This window comes from Formosa sejongensis, assembly GCF_033447105.1.
Classification (GTDB): domain Bacteria; phylum Bacteroidota; class Bacteroidia; order Flavobacteriales; family Flavobacteriaceae; genus Formosa.
Window position 1 is genome coordinate 1 of record NZ_JAWQUN010000042.1, and the last position, 16,000, is coordinate 16,000.

The 16,000-nt window shown below is 31.8% G+C and carries 17 protein-coding genes and 1 pseudogene; 13 read left to right on the forward strand and 5 right to left on the reverse strand.

Annotated features, from left to right (window positions below; genetic code table 11):
- The 4 genes and pseudogenes from R6X41_RS19450 to R6X41_RS19465 form a co-directional block, all read left to right on the forward strand.
- Positions 1–106, forward strand: a pseudogene (locus R6X41_RS19450) (IS1595 family transposase); the annotation flags it as partial.
- Between the two features lie 160 nt (positions 107–266).
- On the forward strand, positions 267–1,154 hold the full coding sequence (locus R6X41_RS19455; protein WP_318502024.1) for a DMT family transporter: 888 nt from the start codon (positions 267–269) through the stop codon (positions 1,152–1,154).
- 58 nt (positions 1,155–1,212) lie between these two features.
- Positions 1,213–1,731, forward strand: coding sequence for a ferritin (locus tag R6X41_RS19460; RefSeq protein ID WP_318502025.1), 519 nt, complete (start codon positions 1,213–1,215; stop codon positions 1,729–1,731).
- 45 nt (positions 1,732–1,776) lie between these two features.
- Positions 1,777–1,992, forward strand: coding sequence for a hypothetical protein (locus tag R6X41_RS19465; protein WP_318502026.1), 216 nt, complete (start codon positions 1,777–1,779; stop codon positions 1,990–1,992).
- A gap of 49 nt (positions 1,993–2,041) precedes the next feature.
- Here R6X41_RS19465 and R6X41_RS19470 read toward each other — a convergent pair whose 3' ends face one another.
- On the reverse strand, positions 2,042–4,627 hold the full coding sequence (locus R6X41_RS19470) for a phosphoenolpyruvate carboxylase (RefSeq protein ID WP_318502027.1): 2,586 nt from the start codon (positions 4,625–4,627) through the stop codon (positions 2,042–2,044).
- Between the two features lie 113 nt (positions 4,628–4,740).
- Here R6X41_RS19470 and R6X41_RS19475 point away from each other — a divergent pair, with 113 nt between their 5' ends.
- Positions 4,741–5,442, forward strand: coding sequence for a hypothetical protein (locus R6X41_RS19475; RefSeq protein ID WP_318502028.1), 702 nt, complete (start codon positions 4,741–4,743; stop codon positions 5,440–5,442).
- A 254-nt stretch (positions 5,443–5,696) separates the two neighbouring features.
- On the opposite strand, the gene R6X41_RS19480 is transcribed toward R6X41_RS19475, so the two are convergent.
- Complete coding sequence (locus R6X41_RS19480; RefSeq protein ID WP_318502029.1) at positions 5,697–6,029, reverse strand: single-stranded DNA-binding protein; 333 nt, start codon at positions 6,027–6,029, stop codon at positions 5,697–5,699.
- Positions 6,030–6,269: 240 nt separating this feature from the next.
- Between R6X41_RS19480 and R6X41_RS19485 the strand changes: the two genes are divergently transcribed.
- Both R6X41_RS19485 and R6X41_RS19490 read left to right on the forward strand, forming a co-directional pair.
- Positions 6,270–6,830, forward strand: coding sequence for a hypothetical protein (locus R6X41_RS19485; RefSeq protein WP_318502030.1), 561 nt, complete (start codon positions 6,270–6,272; stop codon positions 6,828–6,830).
- A 9-nt stretch (positions 6,831–6,839) separates the two neighbouring features.
- Positions 6,840–7,190, forward strand: coding sequence for a hypothetical protein (locus R6X41_RS19490; RefSeq protein WP_318502031.1), 351 nt, complete (start codon positions 6,840–6,842; stop codon positions 7,188–7,190).
- Between the two features lie 16 nt (positions 7,191–7,206).
- Here the strand turns inward: R6X41_RS19490 and R6X41_RS19495 are convergent, their stop codons facing one another.
- From R6X41_RS19495 to R6X41_RS19505, 3 genes are all read right to left on the reverse strand, one after another.
- Entirely contained in the window at positions 7,207–7,674 is a 468-nt protein-coding gene (locus R6X41_RS19495; RefSeq protein WP_318502032.1) for a CBS domain-containing protein, read from the reverse strand.
- Positions 7,675–7,851: 177 nt separating this feature from the next.
- Positions 7,852–8,382, reverse strand: coding sequence for a nuclear transport factor 2 family protein (locus tag R6X41_RS19500; protein WP_318502033.1), 531 nt, complete (start codon positions 8,380–8,382; stop codon positions 7,852–7,854).
- Entirely contained in the window at positions 8,382–8,894 is a 513-nt protein-coding gene (locus R6X41_RS19505; protein WP_318502034.1) for a hypothetical protein, read from the reverse strand. The genes R6X41_RS19500 and R6X41_RS19505 overlap by 1 nt, the downstream gene beginning before the upstream one ends.
- A 463-nt stretch (positions 8,895–9,357) precedes the next feature.
- On the opposite strand from R6X41_RS19505, the gene R6X41_RS19510 reads away from it, so the two are divergent.
- From R6X41_RS19510 to R6X41_RS19535, 6 genes are all read left to right on the forward strand, one after another.
- Entirely contained in the window at positions 9,358–9,870 is a 513-nt protein-coding gene (locus R6X41_RS19510) for a hypothetical protein (protein ID WP_318502035.1), read from the forward strand.
- A gap of 121 nt (positions 9,871–9,991) precedes the next feature.
- A complete protein-coding gene (locus R6X41_RS19515; RefSeq protein ID WP_318502036.1) occupies positions 9,992–10,873 on the forward strand; it encodes a LysR family transcriptional regulator in 882 nt (293 codons plus the stop codon).
- Positions 10,874–10,948: 75 nt separating this feature from the next.
- Positions 10,949–11,878 carry a YeiH family protein gene (locus R6X41_RS19520; RefSeq protein WP_318502037.1) on the forward strand — a complete coding sequence of 310 codons (930 nt, stop codon included), beginning with the start codon at positions 10,949–10,951 and terminating at the stop codon, positions 11,876–11,878.
- Between the two features lie 44 nt (positions 11,879–11,922).
- Complete coding sequence (locus R6X41_RS19525; protein ID WP_318502038.1) at positions 11,923–12,492, forward strand: HPP family protein; 570 nt, start codon at positions 11,923–11,925, stop codon at positions 12,490–12,492.
- 154 nt (positions 12,493–12,646) lie between these two features.
- Positions 12,647–13,051 carry a hypothetical protein gene (locus R6X41_RS19530; RefSeq protein WP_318502039.1) on the forward strand — a complete coding sequence of 135 codons (405 nt, stop codon included), beginning with the start codon at positions 12,647–12,649 and terminating at the stop codon, positions 13,049–13,051.
- Positions 13,052–13,210: 159 nt separating this feature from the next.
- Entirely contained in the window at positions 13,211–15,439 is a 2,229-nt protein-coding gene (locus tag R6X41_RS19535; protein WP_318502040.1) for a TonB-dependent receptor, read from the forward strand.
- The last annotated feature ends 561 nt before the right edge of the window (positions 15,440–16,000 follow it).

The following is a 16,000-nucleotide window of genomic DNA, read 5'->3' on the forward strand; positions in this document are numbered from 1 at the left end:
TTTTAGAATAAATCGTTCGCAAAGTAAGAACACAATATTCAATAACTTAATAACAAAAATGGTCGATAGAGATAAAATATATCAAACTAAATTAATAAGTAACTAACTACTGACCTCTAAAATATTAAATAACAATACGATAGTTAACATCTATCTAAACTTATAATTAGATTTAGGATAAAATTTCATTACTTTCAGCATATTTAATACCAATTTCGGAACAAGATATTACATACTTTCGCCGGCTGTTTTATAATTAAGTTGTTATGACAAAACCTAGAATTGCTCTTGTAATAGGCATTATTTGTATTTCTATATTTCCAGTGTTGGTCCGTTTAAGTTTAACTCCCGGATTAATTTCGGCATTTTACAGGATGGCAATTGCTTCGGTTGTGATTTTGCCTTATGTTTTAATTACAAAACAACTTAAAATTCCGTCTACAAAAATGCTACTATTAGCATCACTTTGTGGTGTTATTTTTGGTTTAGATGTTGGTGTTTGGAATATTGCTATTCAGGAATCTTCGGCAACACAAGCAACACTTTTAACTAATTTATCTCCTGTTTGGGTCGGTATTGGTGCATTTCTATTTCTAAAAGACAAACCTCTAAAGAATTTCTGGATTGGCACTATAATCGCGATTATAGGAATGATGACTTTGGTAGGGTTTAAATTTTTCATTAATTTAGACTTTGACCTTGCTTTCTTTTTTGCCATCCTTTCGGGAATACTTTACGCGATATATATGTTAACCAGTAAATTTGTGTTGGAAGAGACCGAAGTTTTAACGTTTATGACTATTAGTGTGGTATCTTCTGCAATAGCTTTAGCCATACTAAGTTTTGCAATGGGCGAACCGTTTTCTGGTTTTTCCGATACGGGTTGGTTCGTTCTGGTTGTACAAGGCTTAGTTTGTCAACTTCTCGCCTGGTTACTTATTAGTTATGCAACTAAACATATGCGAGCGACTAGAGTTTCGGTAAGTTTATTAGGCCAAGCTATTTTAGCATCTATTTTGGCATGGATCTTTTTAAATGAAACCATTACATTACAAATGATGATTGGAGGTATTATTCTTCTTTTTGGTATTCGTATTACATTTTACACTAAACAGATCTCACTATTTAGAATGTTTAAAAAAGCAAAATCTTAAGAGTTTATATTTATAATGATACTCTTTTATTAATAACTTTGATAAAAAATATAAAATTATGTTGTCAAAAAATATAGAAGAAGCTCTAAACAAGCAAATTAGAATAGAAGCAGAATCGTCTCAGATATACTTAGCCATGGCTTGTTGGGCAGAAGTAAAGGGTTTAGAAGGAGTCTCTAATTTTATGTATAAGCAGTCTGATGAAGAGCGCGAACACATGCTAAAATTAATCAAGTTTGTAAATGAACGTGGTGGACATGCTTTTATTTCTGAATTGAAAGCACCTAACGTTACATTTAAGTCGTTTAAAGATATGTTCGAAATGTTATTTGAGCACGAAGTTTTCGTGAGTGAGAGCATTAATGAATTAGTGCACATTTCTTTAGAACAACGCGATTATTCAACTCACAATTTCTTACAGTGGTATGTTGCTGAACAAATTGAAGAAGAAGCAATGGCAAGAACTATTTTAGATAAAATTAATTTAATTGGGGACGACAAAGGTGGTTTGTATTTATTTGATAGAGATATCAATCAATTAACGGTAAGTACAGCTTCAACAATTAGCCCAGTGTAAGATTTAACATTTAATCTTATTTAGATTAAGTAAAAATAATTATTTTTGAAGCCTAAACCATTAGTTACATTCATTTTGGGCAAGAAAAAAGATAAGAAAGCAAAAAAGAAGGAGCTTAAAAAAGCAAAAACTGTTTTAATAACTGCTGGAATTAAAGTCTCCGACAAATGTAAAACTAAATGTTGCGAAAAATATATGAAGTCTGAAAAGAAGCGCTGTGGCAAATGTCCGTGTTTCGATTTACTTCAAAAAGTTGCATAAAAAAACCCTCTAATTTTTAGAGGGTTTTCTGTTTTATAGATTATGCTGTTTAAGCAGAATTTCTACTCGCATTTATATTTCCGAATAAAGATCGGGTCACTAAATTCTCATAGATTTTAATTTGTTCTTCATCTCTAACTTCAGCTTTTTCTAACTCTTGAATTTTTCTTAAAGCGAATTGCTGAATCGTTAATAGAGGCAACACCATTGACTCTCTTATATCGATAGAAGCCTTACCAGCTGGCTCGTCTTCCATTAATACTTCATATCCTGTAAGTTTCAATAGTAAACTTTTTGTAACTTGATATTCAGTATGAATAATATTCCAAAAGTCTCCAAATTCAGGATCGTCTGCCATGTATTTTGTTAAATCGAAGAACGATTTAGACAACGACATCATACTGTTTTCTATTAATGTTTTAAAGAAACTAGACGAATTGTAAAGGGCTTTAACTTTGTCAAACTCATCTGCGTCTTCATATTTCTTTAAAGCTGTTCCTACACCAAAAAATCCGGGTACGTTCTGTTTTAATTGACTCCAAGATCCTACAAAAGGTATCGCTCTTAGATCTTCAAACACTAAACCTTCAGCTTTTCCACGTTTAGATGGGCGACTTCCAATATTTGTTTTTGCATAGTATTTTAAAGTACTCATACGTTCTAAATACGGCACAAACATCGGGTGGTTTTTAAAGTCTACGTAAGTTTTAAAACTAATTTCTGCCAAGTCGTTCATCACGATTCTGTTGTCTTGAGACATGGCTGCATTCGTATCGTTTAGGCGGTTGTATATTCCTGAACTTATTAATTGCTCAAGATTATATTGAGACGAATCTAAAGTTCCAAAATTAGAACTAATGGTTTGTCCTTGTATTGTAAGTTGTACTTCTTTATCTTCAATAGTTGGTCCTAAAGAGGCATAGAATTGATGCGTTTTTCCACCACCACGAGCAGGAGGTCCACCACGTCCATCAAAGAACAAAACAGTAACATCATATTTTCTAGATATTTCTGTTAAACGTTCTTTAGCTTTAAATATCGCCCAGTTTGCCATTAAATATCCACCATCTTTCGTTCCATCAGAAAAACCTAACATGATGGTTTGTCTGTTTCCTCTTGATTTTAAATGCGCACTATAAGCAGGATTTGTATACAATTCCTCCATAACTAAATGTGCATTTTTTAAATCTGTAATGGTCTCGAATAACGGTCCGATATCTACAGTTAGTTTATCATGGAATGCTACAAGCTTTAACATGGCAAACAACTGCATCACATTTAAAGTGGTTTGGTTGTTACTAATAATGTATCTGTTCGCAGCTTGCTCTCCATTATGGTCTTGGATATACTTAATTGCAACCATAGAATTCAAGGTTTTCAATACGTCTTCTCCTTGGAAAATAGACATATCTACAGCACCTTCAACTTTAGATAAAATAGCGACTTGTTCTTGTTCTGATAATTGATTGTAATTCTTCGGAAAAATATCACTTCCAGTAGCAATTACCGTTTCAACCATATCTGTAAAGACCTGGTCGTGTGCGCGACTATCTTGTCTGATATCTAAAGTCGCAAAATGAAATCCAAATAATTTTATTTTGTTAATGAAGCTTCTCACTTCAGTCACATATAGTGATTGATGTTTTTCTTGTAAAGTATTTATAATTGCAGCTAATTCCGAATTAAGCTCTTCTAGAGTTATAATGGTGTTATCGGTAACATTAATCATGTGCTTATATAACTTCTCTTCAATTAAGGAGATACGCTCTTCGACACCTTTAAAAGTTAATCTGCGTTTTAATCTACGTGCGTCGCGATAGTAATTCTTTAATACTGCTTGCTTTAAACGCTCTGACACTTTAAGTGTAATTTCTGGAGTTACAAATGGGTTTCCATCACGGTCTCCTCCTGGCCAGAATCCGATATTTAAAATATCATTATCAATGTCCTTATTGTCAAAAATATTTTGTTGAATATAATCGTAAATCGATCCAAAAGAATAATAAAATACATTCTCTAGATACCATATTAAACTTATAGCTTCATCGTAAGGAGAAGGTTTAGTATGTTTAAAAAATGGTGTTTTACCTAATTGCGCTAATAAATCGTTTATTAACAGCAAATCGTTTTCTTGGATAGCTGTTGTTAAATCGGTAATAATTCCTAAAACAGAACCTGGATAGAATTGTGTTGGATGCGCTGTTAGCACAATACGTACTTTAAATTCTTCAAGATATGTTTTTAAGAGTTCTGTTCTGTTCTCAGAACTCGCAGTTTCTTTTAAACTACGAAGTGTACCAATACCATCCATGTTGTTTACAACTGGGAAAGCAGCATCTTCAATCGCATCAAATAATACAACTTGTCTTTCTATATATTGAATAAATCTGAATAATAAATTTATTTGACTTTCATCTGAACGTCTTGCTTGATATTTTTCAAAAAACGACTCAACAATTGTTGTGGGGTTATCACCATTTTGAAATCCTTTTTCACAAGTTTCATGAAAAAGGGGCAATAAAACACCCGTTTTTGTAATAGAATCAAACGGTAACGTCATGAAAATACTATTGTATATCTGATACTTAGATAATACATTTTGGTTAAATCTGGTTAATTTTGGTTGTACAGACATGGCTTTCTAACTTCTTTATTTTTCATAAAAATACTAAAGGTTAACCGAAAGGCTATCATAGTTATACAAATTTTGTGTAATTTTAAATTAAACCAATAAATAAGTCCATTTTTATGAAAAAAATATTCATTTCCTCTTTTTTTCTTATTTTCATTATTGTTTCTTTAAAAGCACAAAGTTCTTCAACACCTAAAAACATTGTAACTAAAGCAGATGGAAAGGAAATGATTGATCATATTACAGTTATAAATGAACTGGTGGGATTTAACAATAAATCTATTTCTGAGCATTCAGATTTACAAAGTCCCAATAACAAAGCGGCTATTTTACCTTTTACATATACCGAAAATCAAAATAAAGATTCGGATTCTATTAATGATGAAATCCAGAATGAACTTTTTATATTTTTTAATAAACATAAAAAACATTTACAGTTTCAGAATCCTGAAACTACAAATACGCTTTTAGTTAAAGCAGGTTTATCAAACAATGACTTAAAGGGTGTTACTATGAGTGAAATTAGTAATATCTTAGGTGTAGAATATGTAATTCAAGGTACGGTTTCTGTAAAAAAAGTAAAACCTAACTTTCTAGATACTGATGGGTATATTGTGGGCTCAGAAACTCAAAAAACTAACGGAGCTGTAATAGATACCAATAATCCGGATTATAGTACGACTATGTATTTAAATGTATATAACGACAAGGGTGATTCTGTTTTTAGCCAAGGTCATACTTCATTTTGGGACAATGAAGATGCTTATAAGATTACAATTGATTATTTAGGAAGAAAAACACCATTGTATAAAAAATAAACTATGCGAAAAAAAAGATCGAAAATAATTTTAGGCTTTTGTTGGATAGCCTTTATTATATGGGAAATTTTATTTGTGAATTGGGCAGAAAACCAAGAAGAAGTAATAACAAGAATAGATTTAGTTATCATTCTACCTATTCTTATATTCTTCACAATTTTTATGTTGTTTCAAATTTTTCGTCAAAAACGAAAAAAACGAAAATAAAATTAAAAGAGGATGACTAATTATAATCATCCTCTTCAAATCATTTATTATTTTCCCATCATCACGATTTCGTTACAAACTACTTCTGTAATAAAACGTTTTTCACCTTCTTTAGTATCGTAACTTCTAGAGGTTAACTTCCCCTCTATTGCAACTTCTTTTCCTTTAGTTAAATAGTTTTCTACTAATTTAGCTGTTTGTCCCCAAGCAACAACATTATGCCATTGCGTATCGGTTACTTTTTCTCCAGCCTTATTTTTATAACTTTCGTTTGTTGCTATAGAGAATTTTGCTAGCGTGCTCCCTGATTCTAGATTAATAATTTCTGGATCATTTCCTAAGTTACCAATCAACTGTACTTTGTTTCTAAGTGTGCTCATAATTATATATTTTAATGTTAAACAGTTAATACATGTCTTAGTGTTTTAAGACGTTACAAAGATGCGACTACACTTAAATAACAGTCGGTTTTTAACTATTTAAACTCACTTACAACCGATTGTAGTCGTTTGCAAGTGATTAAAAAAGTAACTTTTATTCAGTTGTATCTTAAAATAATAGTCAATTTAATAGACTTCAAATACAATTATTAATTAACTTTATTGGAAAGTTAGTCTACCATGAAAAATATTTTACTTTTTTTTATTTTACTTCAATTAGGAGCCTATACAACATACGCTCAAGAATCTGAAAATGAACACGAAACAGAAACTGAAGGAGAATTTAAACATCACCAAATTGGAGCTATGATTGGTCATGCCCATTTAGACGAAGGTTCGCATACAGATGGAAGTAGGTGGCTTGTGGTGCCAATGGTTAGTTTAAATTACAACTACTGGTTTAATGAAAAATGGGGAGTAGGTTTACATACAGACTTTATTTTAGAAACGTATGAAGTTATTAAAGAAACAGAAGAAGGTGAAACTGAGACATTAGAACGGGAATTACCAATTGCACCAGCATTAATGGCTGCTTTTAAACCCGGAAAACATTTTACTTACATGTTAGGTTTTGGTGAAGAATTTGCAAAAGAAGATGATTTGTTTTTACTAAGAGCAGAAGTAGAATATACTTTAGAACTACCTAAAACTTTTGAACTAGGAGTTGCACTAGGCTACGATCTCCGATTTGATGCTTACGATTCTTGGGTAATGGCTGTTGGTGTTTCAAAATTATTTTAATTTTAAATTATGAATAAATCTTGTTTAGAATGTGGTGAGAAAATTATAGGAAGATCGGACAAAAAATTCTGTAACGATTATTGCAGAAATGCCTATAATAACCAGATAAACAAGGATACTAAAAATTTAATTCGGAATACAAATAATAAGTTACGTAAGAATTGGCGAATTTTAGAAACATTAAATCCTGAACAAAAAACAAAAACCACTAAATTAAAGCTACTCAATTTAGGGTTCGATTTTAATTTATTTACTTCTATTTACATCACAAAAGCTGGAACGACTTACTACTTTGTATATAACCATGGGTATTTACCTTTAGAAGGCGATTACTATGCTTTAGTAAAGCGTGATAACTAAGATATGATTAATCTAATTATTTCCAATTATGACCTTTTAAAGTAAGTGCTGCTTTTAAAATATCTTTTTGACTAATTTGCCCAACTAATTTACCATCCATTACAATTGGAAAACGACGTCTTTTAGACTCTAGAAACTTATTTGCAGCATCAAAAATGTTCATATTACCATCTATAGTTTCAACATCTCTAATCATTCGTGTCTCCACTTTATGTTGTTCCATAGGCATATTGTAATATCTGCTATCGCTAACTTGTTTCAAACAATCCCCTTCAGAAATTATTCCAATTAATTCATAATTATCATTTACAACTGGACCTCCTGAAATCTTATTTGTAATTAATTTATCAATTACATCTTCTACAGTTTGTTCTGGTTTAAACGTAATTAAATCCCGGCTCATATAATCACTAACACGTACAGAAACCTCCTGTACTTCTTTATTTTGATTCTTCCTGGCTGCTACAAAACTCTTAATACCCATAATAATAAAATTTAAGTTAACTTTGAAGTTACTGAATTATAAGTAATTAACCTAATAAAATTTTAAACATACAGTAGTTATTTACGTGAAAACATTGCAAACTCTTAAAGTAAGCGTTAAATTAATTAATATTTTTAGTACTTGAAGTATCTTTTAAAGATCTTCTAAAAATCGCTTTTATGGGATAAACGCTTTTACAATTTTAGAATCTGCTTCGGCTTTTAATGTCGTTACCGCACTCATCTTATCATTAGGAATAGTTGCAGATAAAACATACTGAGCAATTTTCCAAGTGCCTTCTTGGTATTTCAAAATTCCAGAACCTCTACAGACTCCCATTTGGGTTTTTAGTAATTCGTCAAACCAAGCAATTTTATCGTCATCTATATAAATATGACGCTCTAAAGCTGTAAACGTCCAAGCTTTTCCAGAATCGAAATGTGGTTTACTAAATGCTTTAAAGGCTTTAACACCCCAATGTTCACTTGCATCGGTTCCTATAAAAACAGCATTGGTTGTCATTAAGTTAAAATAAGTGCTAAAATTGGCTTCAGCAGCTGCTTTATGCCAAGCATCTAAATTTGTACTAATAGCCTTTTCAATATCCTTATTATTCTGAAAATTTTCAGCTTCAAGATCTTGAGCACTTGTATGCATTACAATAATTAAGACTAGAAAAATTGAAGTTAAAGATTCTTTTAAATTCATTATGGCTTTATTATATGTTGAGCATCCTTTTCGTACTTTTTATTGATTTGAAGATTTAAATTAGAATAGGCTACCAAAGTTTCTTTTACGTTCTGTAATTGTTCGGCTTTCGGAATATTTTGCAAACTTAAAACATTCTGTAATTTAAGCATTTTAGTTTCCAAAGTTAGAAATCGCGCCTGTATAGCTGGTGTATTTATAACAGGCGGAATACCTTCAATTAACTCTTTCATGGCAGTCTCCATAGTTTTAGAGTAACCTTGAAAATAAGATACATCGCCAGATTTTAAAAGCGTCAATGCATTCTGCAATTCTACAAACATATTCCAAGATTCTATATCGGTTTTCGCCTTACTGTCTAAAATGTAATCTGTATATTCTATTTTGGAAATATCGTCTTTAAAAACAAAAGGAGATATTTCTTCCACCACAACTACTTCTTTTACTTCTTTATCAGTCGAGTTACATGTCCATAGACATAAACAGATTATTATAACGCTATATTTTTTCATTTTAATTCATTCACAGTCACACAAATATAAAAGGATAGACCATTTTACACTAAGTTTGATTAATATTCAAGTTAGGACAAATATATGGCGATGCTAACGTTATTACTAGCCATATTAATGTTAATAATTCGGAAATTATAAATTCTGATGTTTTGAAATCGTTGATAATAAAGACGACACAGCATTAATACTAGTATATAAAAACACAAATTAATTCCGCTTTTTTATGTCTGAAAACTTTGGAATAAAAAACACCTTTATCTTTAGACTATTTTATAAATGAAATGTTAAACCAACTTCAGAATAAAAAATAGTTGACTATTATTGCTGATTATTAAATGATTTCCTGTTATAAACACAGTGTATTAAACATTTGCCAACTAACAAAAAGTTGTCTTTTCCATTAAATAATCTTAATTTTAAATAAAAACAACGAGAGTATCGTTTAAAAAAACTAAAAACTATGAAACATATTATAGCATTATTTTGTTTAGCCTTAGTATTCACTGCCTGCGAAGGTGAGCAAGGACCTCCAGGATATGATGGTACCGATGGTACAGATGGAGAGGTTGCTCCGGCTTTTGAAATTGAAGTCGATTTTAACGCTGGAAACAATTATGAGGTTGTTCAAAATTACGGATTTGACATTGTAGCCTCAGACGTCGTTTTAGTCTATATGTCTTGGGAGACTGTAGAAGGCACCGAAATTTGGAGACTAGTACCACAAACTCAATATTTTGACGAAGGGGTACTAACTTATAATTATGATTTTACAGACGTGGATTTCAGAATTTTTCTAGATGCTACCTTTAATTTAAATACTCTTGGAGACGAATGGACCCAAAATCAATATTTTAGAGTTGTTATCGTTCCAGCCGATTATATTAATGGAATAGACACTAACAGTTTTGACGACGTTATTAAAGCTTCAAAAATTGAAAGTTTTGAAACTCTTGAGTCTGTTGATACTATGTAATTCAGAGAATCCACATAATATAACATATTACAAAATCGGTTTGGATCTAATTCAAACCGATTTTGTTTTTCTAGCTTAAATTGAATTAGAATTATTACATTGTTCTGCTTATAAAATTCTTATGAAAGTTAAATTTAAAATATTCAAGGAAGTCGCTTTAAATCTAAGCTTCACAAAATCTGCCGAAATTTTAAATCTATCTCAGCCTGCTGTTTCTAAAACCATTCGCACTTTAGAAGACACATACAAAAAAACATTTTTTATCCGATTAGGAAATAATATTGAATTGACTCCCGACGGCCTTGATTTTTTAGAATATGTTGAAAAAATTCTAGCCCTTCATGCCGAATTAGACAACCATTTTTTAACTCTAGATCAAGATGAACAAAAACATATTAAGTTTGGTGCAAGTACAACGCTGGCTGATTTTATACTACCTCAAATCTTAGCAAAATCAGAAAAAAGCACTCCAAATACAACCGTTCAGTTAATTAGCGGAAATACCGAACATATCGAACATCTAATTACCAGTTTACAACTCGATTTTGGAATTATTGAAGGAAGCAGCCACAACAAACAATTGCAATATGAAAAGTTTATAAAAGATGAAATTGTATTGGTAACCAGTACCAATAATCCTAAGTTTAAAACAGGAATGTTGCAATTAAGCGATTTAGAACTTTTACCTATGGTAGAACGCGAACATGGTTCTGGAACTCGGGAAATTATTTATAAGAAATTAAACGAATACGGCATAAAGCAATTAAAATCTAATGTAACCTTACATAGTACAATTGCTATTAAAAACTATTTATACCACTCGAAAAGTTATGCATTGCTATCTATACACTCGGTTAGCGACGATTTATTAAACAACAGACTAAAAGTTATCGATATACAGAATTTAGATTTGGAGCGTTGGTTTTATTTTGTGTCCCGACAAGGATTTCAATCCAAAACAAAAGATTTTTTTGAAAAACTAATCAGACTTAACCATAACTAAAAGTTATTACACATAACTTTTTTCATTTCATTTTAATTATAACCCTGTTGTATATTTGTTTCAAATTTAGAAACAATGAAATCGCATCTATCCAAAATCTATTTTTTCGCAGTTATTGCACTAGCATTAGCGGGACAAATTTCTAGTCCTATAGCACTTGGTTTAGGATTCATTTTCACTTTATTTTTTAAGCATCCGTTTCTAGAAAAGAGTCAGAAAAGCATCAATTTTTTATTAAAAACAGCAGTCATCGGCTTGGGTTTTGGAATGGCACTTGTAGAAACCATACAAACTAGTGTTTCTAGTTTTGGACTAACTTTATTCTGTGTCTTTTTTACCGTTAGTTTCGGATTAATTTTATCGCGTTATTTACATTTAGACAAATCCCTTGGTCACCTTATAACCTCAGGAACTTCAATTTGTGGAGGTAGTGCCATTGCTGCTATTTCTCCAATTATTAAAGCAGACACAAAAACCATAACTATGGCATTGGGTGTCGTGTTCTTTTTAAACGCAGTTGCTTTAATTGTATTTCCGTATTTCGGACATCTTATTGGTTTGAATCAACATCAATTTGGATTGTGGTGTGCGGTTGCGATCCACGATACCAGTTCTGTAGTTGGTGCAGCGCTTAATTATGGGGAAGAAGCTTTAAATATTGCGACAACCGTAAAACTATCTAGAACTTTATGGATAATTCCCATGTCTATAGTGTCTATGTTTTTATTCAAAAATAGTAGTCAGAAAATAAAATTCCCTCTTTTTATATTATTATTTGTAGCCGCTATTTTAATTCACAGTGCAGACATTTTACCAGAAATTATAACTACTTCTGTAGTATCAATATCTAAGCATTTATTAGTGGTTACTTTATTTTTAGTAGGAACGACAATGTCTGTTTCCGATTTAAAAAAAACAGGTTGGAAACCCATGGCATTTGCATCAACACTTTGGATATTTGTTTCAGTAATTTCATTATTCTACATTTTATATTTCTCAATTTAACCTAAAAATTACTTCACTTTTTTCTACCAAAATTGCGCCATACTATGGAAAAAAAACTAAACCAACGCAGAACGTATCGCAAAGCCAAACTGATTGTTTTAAAACAAACAGTAATGGATCCGATAGATCATTTATGGTCGTTTATTGGTGCTTTTTTAGGCATTGCTTTAATTGGAATATTACAAAGCATGACGCTTACATCGTTAGACAACACCTTTTTAATTGGTTCGTTTGGAGCCTCTGCAGTACTTATTTACGGAGAAACCAATAGTCCGTTGGCACAACCTAGAAATTTAGTTGGTGGACATATTTTAAGTGCTATTATTGGCGTATGTGTTGCTAAATTAATTCCAGATTCAAATTTAAGTTGGCTGGCATGTGCTTTAGCGGTATCGCTTGCAATTGTAGGAATGCAAATAACCAAAACTATGCATCCGCCGGGTGGCGCAACTGCCCTTATTGCTATTATTGGAAGTGTAGAGATTAGAGATTTAGGCTTTCTATATGTGATAAACCCTGTATTAATTGGCGTCCTAATATTACTTGTTACAGCATATATAACAAACAGGTTTGCACGCCATAGGCAATATCCGGTAAAACCGAATAGAAAATAACATGTATGAATAAAAATAATATGTACTTTCGTCTCTGAAATTATTTTCATTTTTGAAAACACAGTTAACCATAAAATCTATCACATTTCGGTGTTTCATTTTTGCTATAGCATTATGTTATCTGGTATCTCCTTTAAAACATTCTGTGTTTGATATGCTTCATATAATGTCTCATTATGTCGAAGATCGTATTCATACAAATAAAGAACATTTAACTTCAATTTCTAATTCTCATGCCCATGATGCTTTTGGAAATCATTTAACATCTGAAGCACCTCCTTTAGCAAATCATACACATACGGCAACAGGTAAAATTATTCCTAATCATTCCCATAATGTACTCGCCGTTTTAGATGTAATAATTTCAACATCAAACGAACAAAAGGAACATCAGAAATCTATTTTTAAAGCTGAAATAGACAAGCATTTATTGACTTCAGAATTCAGTATAAAAAACGATATTTTCAACACTACTTCAAAAAAAACATGGTATACTTTTTTGTTTCCATACAAATTTGATTTATCTACACTTTCCCCTCCACCAAAGTTTATTTCATAACATATTTCAGTCAATTTAAAACCCTAATTAGATGATTTGCGTAAGTACTCGTAAACCGTCTAAAATCAGGCTGCTTTTTAACGTTAAAAAGTACCGATACATTGACTACGACCAAATACTAATTCTTCCGTATTGGAGGAGAACCAAATTATGAAATAAATGAAACATTTGTTAACAGCAGGATTTTTACTGCTTTCAAGTCTATTTTATGCCCAACAACTCACGGGAAAAATAATTAACACCGAAAATAAACCTGTAGAGGAAGTTAGTGTATATAACAAAACCACAGAAATACATACGCATTCCTTGACCACAGGATCGTTTACGCTAAACAAAACCAAAATTGGAGATACCTTATATGTGTCACGTTTAGGCTATGAACCAAAAAACATTATAATAACTCAGGCCGATTTAAATGCACCTATTACAATTACTTTAAACCCGGCTAACATCTCTTTAGACCAGGTACAACTTGTTGCTGAAGTTGACGCTTTAAGCAAATTTGTAGATGTAGATGTTCAAGCAAATCCAGTAAAATCGTCTCAAGAAATCCTAAAAAAAGTACCCGGACTTATAATTGGGCAACATGCTGGTGGTGGAAAAGCCGAACAGATTTTTTTAAGAGGATTTGATATCGATCACGGTACCGATTTTAACATGACAGTAGACGGATTACCTGTAAACATGGTGTCTCATGCGCATGGACAAGGATATTCCGATTTGCACTTCGTAATTCCTGAAACCATCGATAACATTAACTTTGGAAAAGGACCTTATTATGCAAATAAAGGAAACTTTACAACTGCTGGATATGCTAGTTTAGGACTTTACAAAACACTTGATGATAATTACGTATCATTAGAAGCTGGTCAGTTTAACTCCAACCGCTTAATGGGAATGTTTAATGTCTTAGACACTGAAAACAGCAGTGCTTATATCGCTTCAGAATTATCTTTAACTGATGGTCCTTTTGAGTCTCCACAAAATTTTAACCGTTTAAATATTTTAGGTCGCTTCAATTACAAAATGGCTGGTAACCAAGAATTGACTTTAACGGCATCGTATTTCGAAAGTCAATGGGATGCTTCTGGACAAATTCCACAGCGCGCTGTAGACGATGGCAGCATAAGTAGATTTGGATCAATAGACGATACTGAAGGAGGAAAAACCGACAGAACGAATTTTTTAGTGAATCATACAAAAATGTTGGACGACAACCAGTCTTTTAATACGACTGCTTACATTTCTCAATATAATTTTGAACTGTTTTCTAATTTTACATATTATTTATTCGACCCCGTAAATGGTGATCAAATTAAACAATTTGAAAATAGAATAACAACAGGAGCAAATACAGTTTACGAGCAAAGAAACATTGAGATTGGAGAAAACACCATGTTTAAATACCAAGCAGGTATTGGTTTTAGATATGACAATATAGATAATCTAGAATTATCTCACACCTTAAACAGACAAACTGTTTTAGAATATTTTGCTCTTGGTAATGTTAACGAAGTAAACACATATGCGTATTTAAATACGGAATTTGAAACTGGAAAATGGACGTTTAATCCATCGGCTCGTTTAGATTATTTTAAATTTCAATATCAAAATGAACTATCTGAAACGTATAGTAACGAATCCGATACTAAGATGCGTATCAGTCCTAAAATGAACACGATTTTTTCTTTAAACGAAAATGTTCAATTCTTTTTAAAAGCAGGTATGGGTTTTCACTCGAACGATTCTCGAGTAGTTGTTGAAGGTGATTGGGAAACAGACTTACCCGCAGCTTATGGTGCAGATTTAGGAACCCTTTTTAAACCAACAAAAGACTTAGCTATCAATGCGAGTTTATGGTATCTATTTTTAGAACAAGAATTTGTATACGTAGGAGATGCTGCTATTGTTGAACCAAGCGGAAAGACACAGCGTTACGGGTTAGACCTAGGAGCACGTTACCAAGCCTTAGATTGGTTATATATTTATGCCGATGTAAATTACGCACATGCCAGAAGTGTAGACGATCCTGAAGGCGATAACTACATTCCATTAGCACCAGATTTAACATCTGCTGGAGGGATTTTAGTCGATAATTTAGGACGATTTTCTGGTGGACTAAACTATACCTATATTGACGATAGACCAGCGAATGAAGACAATTCTATAGTTGCGGAAGGTTATTTTGTAGCCGATTTTAATGTAAACTATACATGGAAAAACTGGACATATAGTATTATCGTTGAAAATTTATTTGATACAGAATGGAACGAAACTCAGTTCGCAACAGTAACACGGTTGTTTGACGAACTTGCTCCGGTTGACGATATTACTTTTACCCCTGGAACACCATTTTATATACGTGGCAAAATAGCAGTACGTTTTTAATCCTTTTACTATCTACTTAATTTTCAAAGGCTGTCTTTTTAGGCAGCCTTTATATTTTTAAACCGTTAACCAATATTTAGCCGAAAGAACAAATGCATGCTATATTGATTGATTCTGACTAAACGGATAACAATCACTTGCGTTTAATCACATTTTTCTTTCCATTCTACTAGTAATTATCTTCATAAGTTTTTGAGGACTTAAAACCCTCTATAATTAAGACCTTAAACCATTCGATTCAGTTTTATTATAACAAACCGGTTAATTAAAGTAATAACATAAAAAAACCTTCAGCTTCTAAAATAAAAAGCTGAAGGTTAAAAAAAAATTAAAATACTTGTCAGTTAATCTTTCAAGTCAATCGTTTACTAAAAGAAATACAAGTCAAAAATATAGTTTAAACCCAATACATTCTATGATGTTTGTTAGGTTTTTGAACAATAGCGTCCAAAACGTTTAAAAAAAGAGAAAGGAAATTTTGTTCCGCAAAGTTACCTTTGTGGTGCACCACAAAAACCCTTTCTCCGATGATAAATATAACATTGTTTTCTCAAATAATTT

Excerpts from the sequence above, each read along its gene's own strand:
- R6X41_RS19510 (WP_318502035.1), top strand. The coding sequence starts at position 9,358 with ATGAAACATATTATAGCATTATTTTGTTTAGCCTTAGTATTCACTGCC.
- R6X41_RS19530 (WP_318502039.1), top strand. The coding sequence starts at position 12,647 with ATGCTTCATATAATGTCTCATTATGTCGAAGATCGTATTCATACAAAT.
- R6X41_RS19460 (WP_318502025.1), top strand. The coding sequence starts at position 1,213 with ATGTTGTCAAAAAATATAGAAGAAGCTCTAAACAAGCAAATTAGAATA.
- R6X41_RS19455 (WP_318502024.1), top strand. The coding sequence starts at position 267 with ATGACAAAACCTAGAATTGCTCTTGTAATAGGCATTATTTGTATTTCT.
- R6X41_RS19485 (WP_318502030.1), top strand. The coding sequence starts at position 6,270 with ATGAAAAATATTTTACTTTTTTTTATTTTACTTCAATTAGGAGCCTAT.
- R6X41_RS19520 (WP_318502037.1), top strand. The coding sequence starts at position 10,949 with ATGAAATCGCATCTATCCAAAATCTATTTTTTCGCAGTTATTGCACTA.
- R6X41_RS19480 (WP_318502029.1), bottom strand. The coding sequence starts at position 6,029 with ATGAGCACACTTAGAAACAAAGTACAGTTGATTGGTAACTTAGGAAAT.
- R6X41_RS19495 (WP_318502032.1), bottom strand. The coding sequence starts at position 7,674 with ATGGGTATTAAGAGTTTTGTAGCAGCCAGGAAGAATCAAAATAAAGAA.
- R6X41_RS19515 (WP_318502036.1), top strand. The coding sequence starts at position 9,992 with ATGAAAGTTAAATTTAAAATATTCAAGGAAGTCGCTTTAAATCTAAGC.
- R6X41_RS19505 (WP_318502034.1), bottom strand. The coding sequence starts at position 8,894 with ATGAAAAAATATAGCGTTATAATAATCTGTTTATGTCTATGGACATGT.
- R6X41_RS19525 (WP_318502038.1), top strand. The coding sequence starts at position 11,923 with ATGGAAAAAAAACTAAACCAACGCAGAACGTATCGCAAAGCCAAACTG.
- R6X41_RS19535 (WP_318502040.1), top strand. The coding sequence starts at position 13,211 with ATGAAACATTTGTTAACAGCAGGATTTTTACTGCTTTCAAGTCTATTT.
- R6X41_RS19490 (WP_318502031.1), top strand. The coding sequence starts at position 6,840 with ATGAATAAATCTTGTTTAGAATGTGGTGAGAAAATTATAGGAAGATCG.
- R6X41_RS19475 (WP_318502028.1), top strand. The coding sequence starts at position 4,741 with ATGAAAAAAATATTCATTTCCTCTTTTTTTCTTATTTTCATTATTGTT.
- R6X41_RS19500 (WP_318502033.1), bottom strand. The coding sequence starts at position 8,382 with ATGAATTTAAAAGAATCTTTAACTTCAATTTTTCTAGTCTTAATTATT.
- R6X41_RS19470 (WP_318502027.1), bottom strand. The coding sequence starts at position 4,627 with ATGTCTGTACAACCAAAATTAACCAGATTTAACCAAAATGTATTATCT.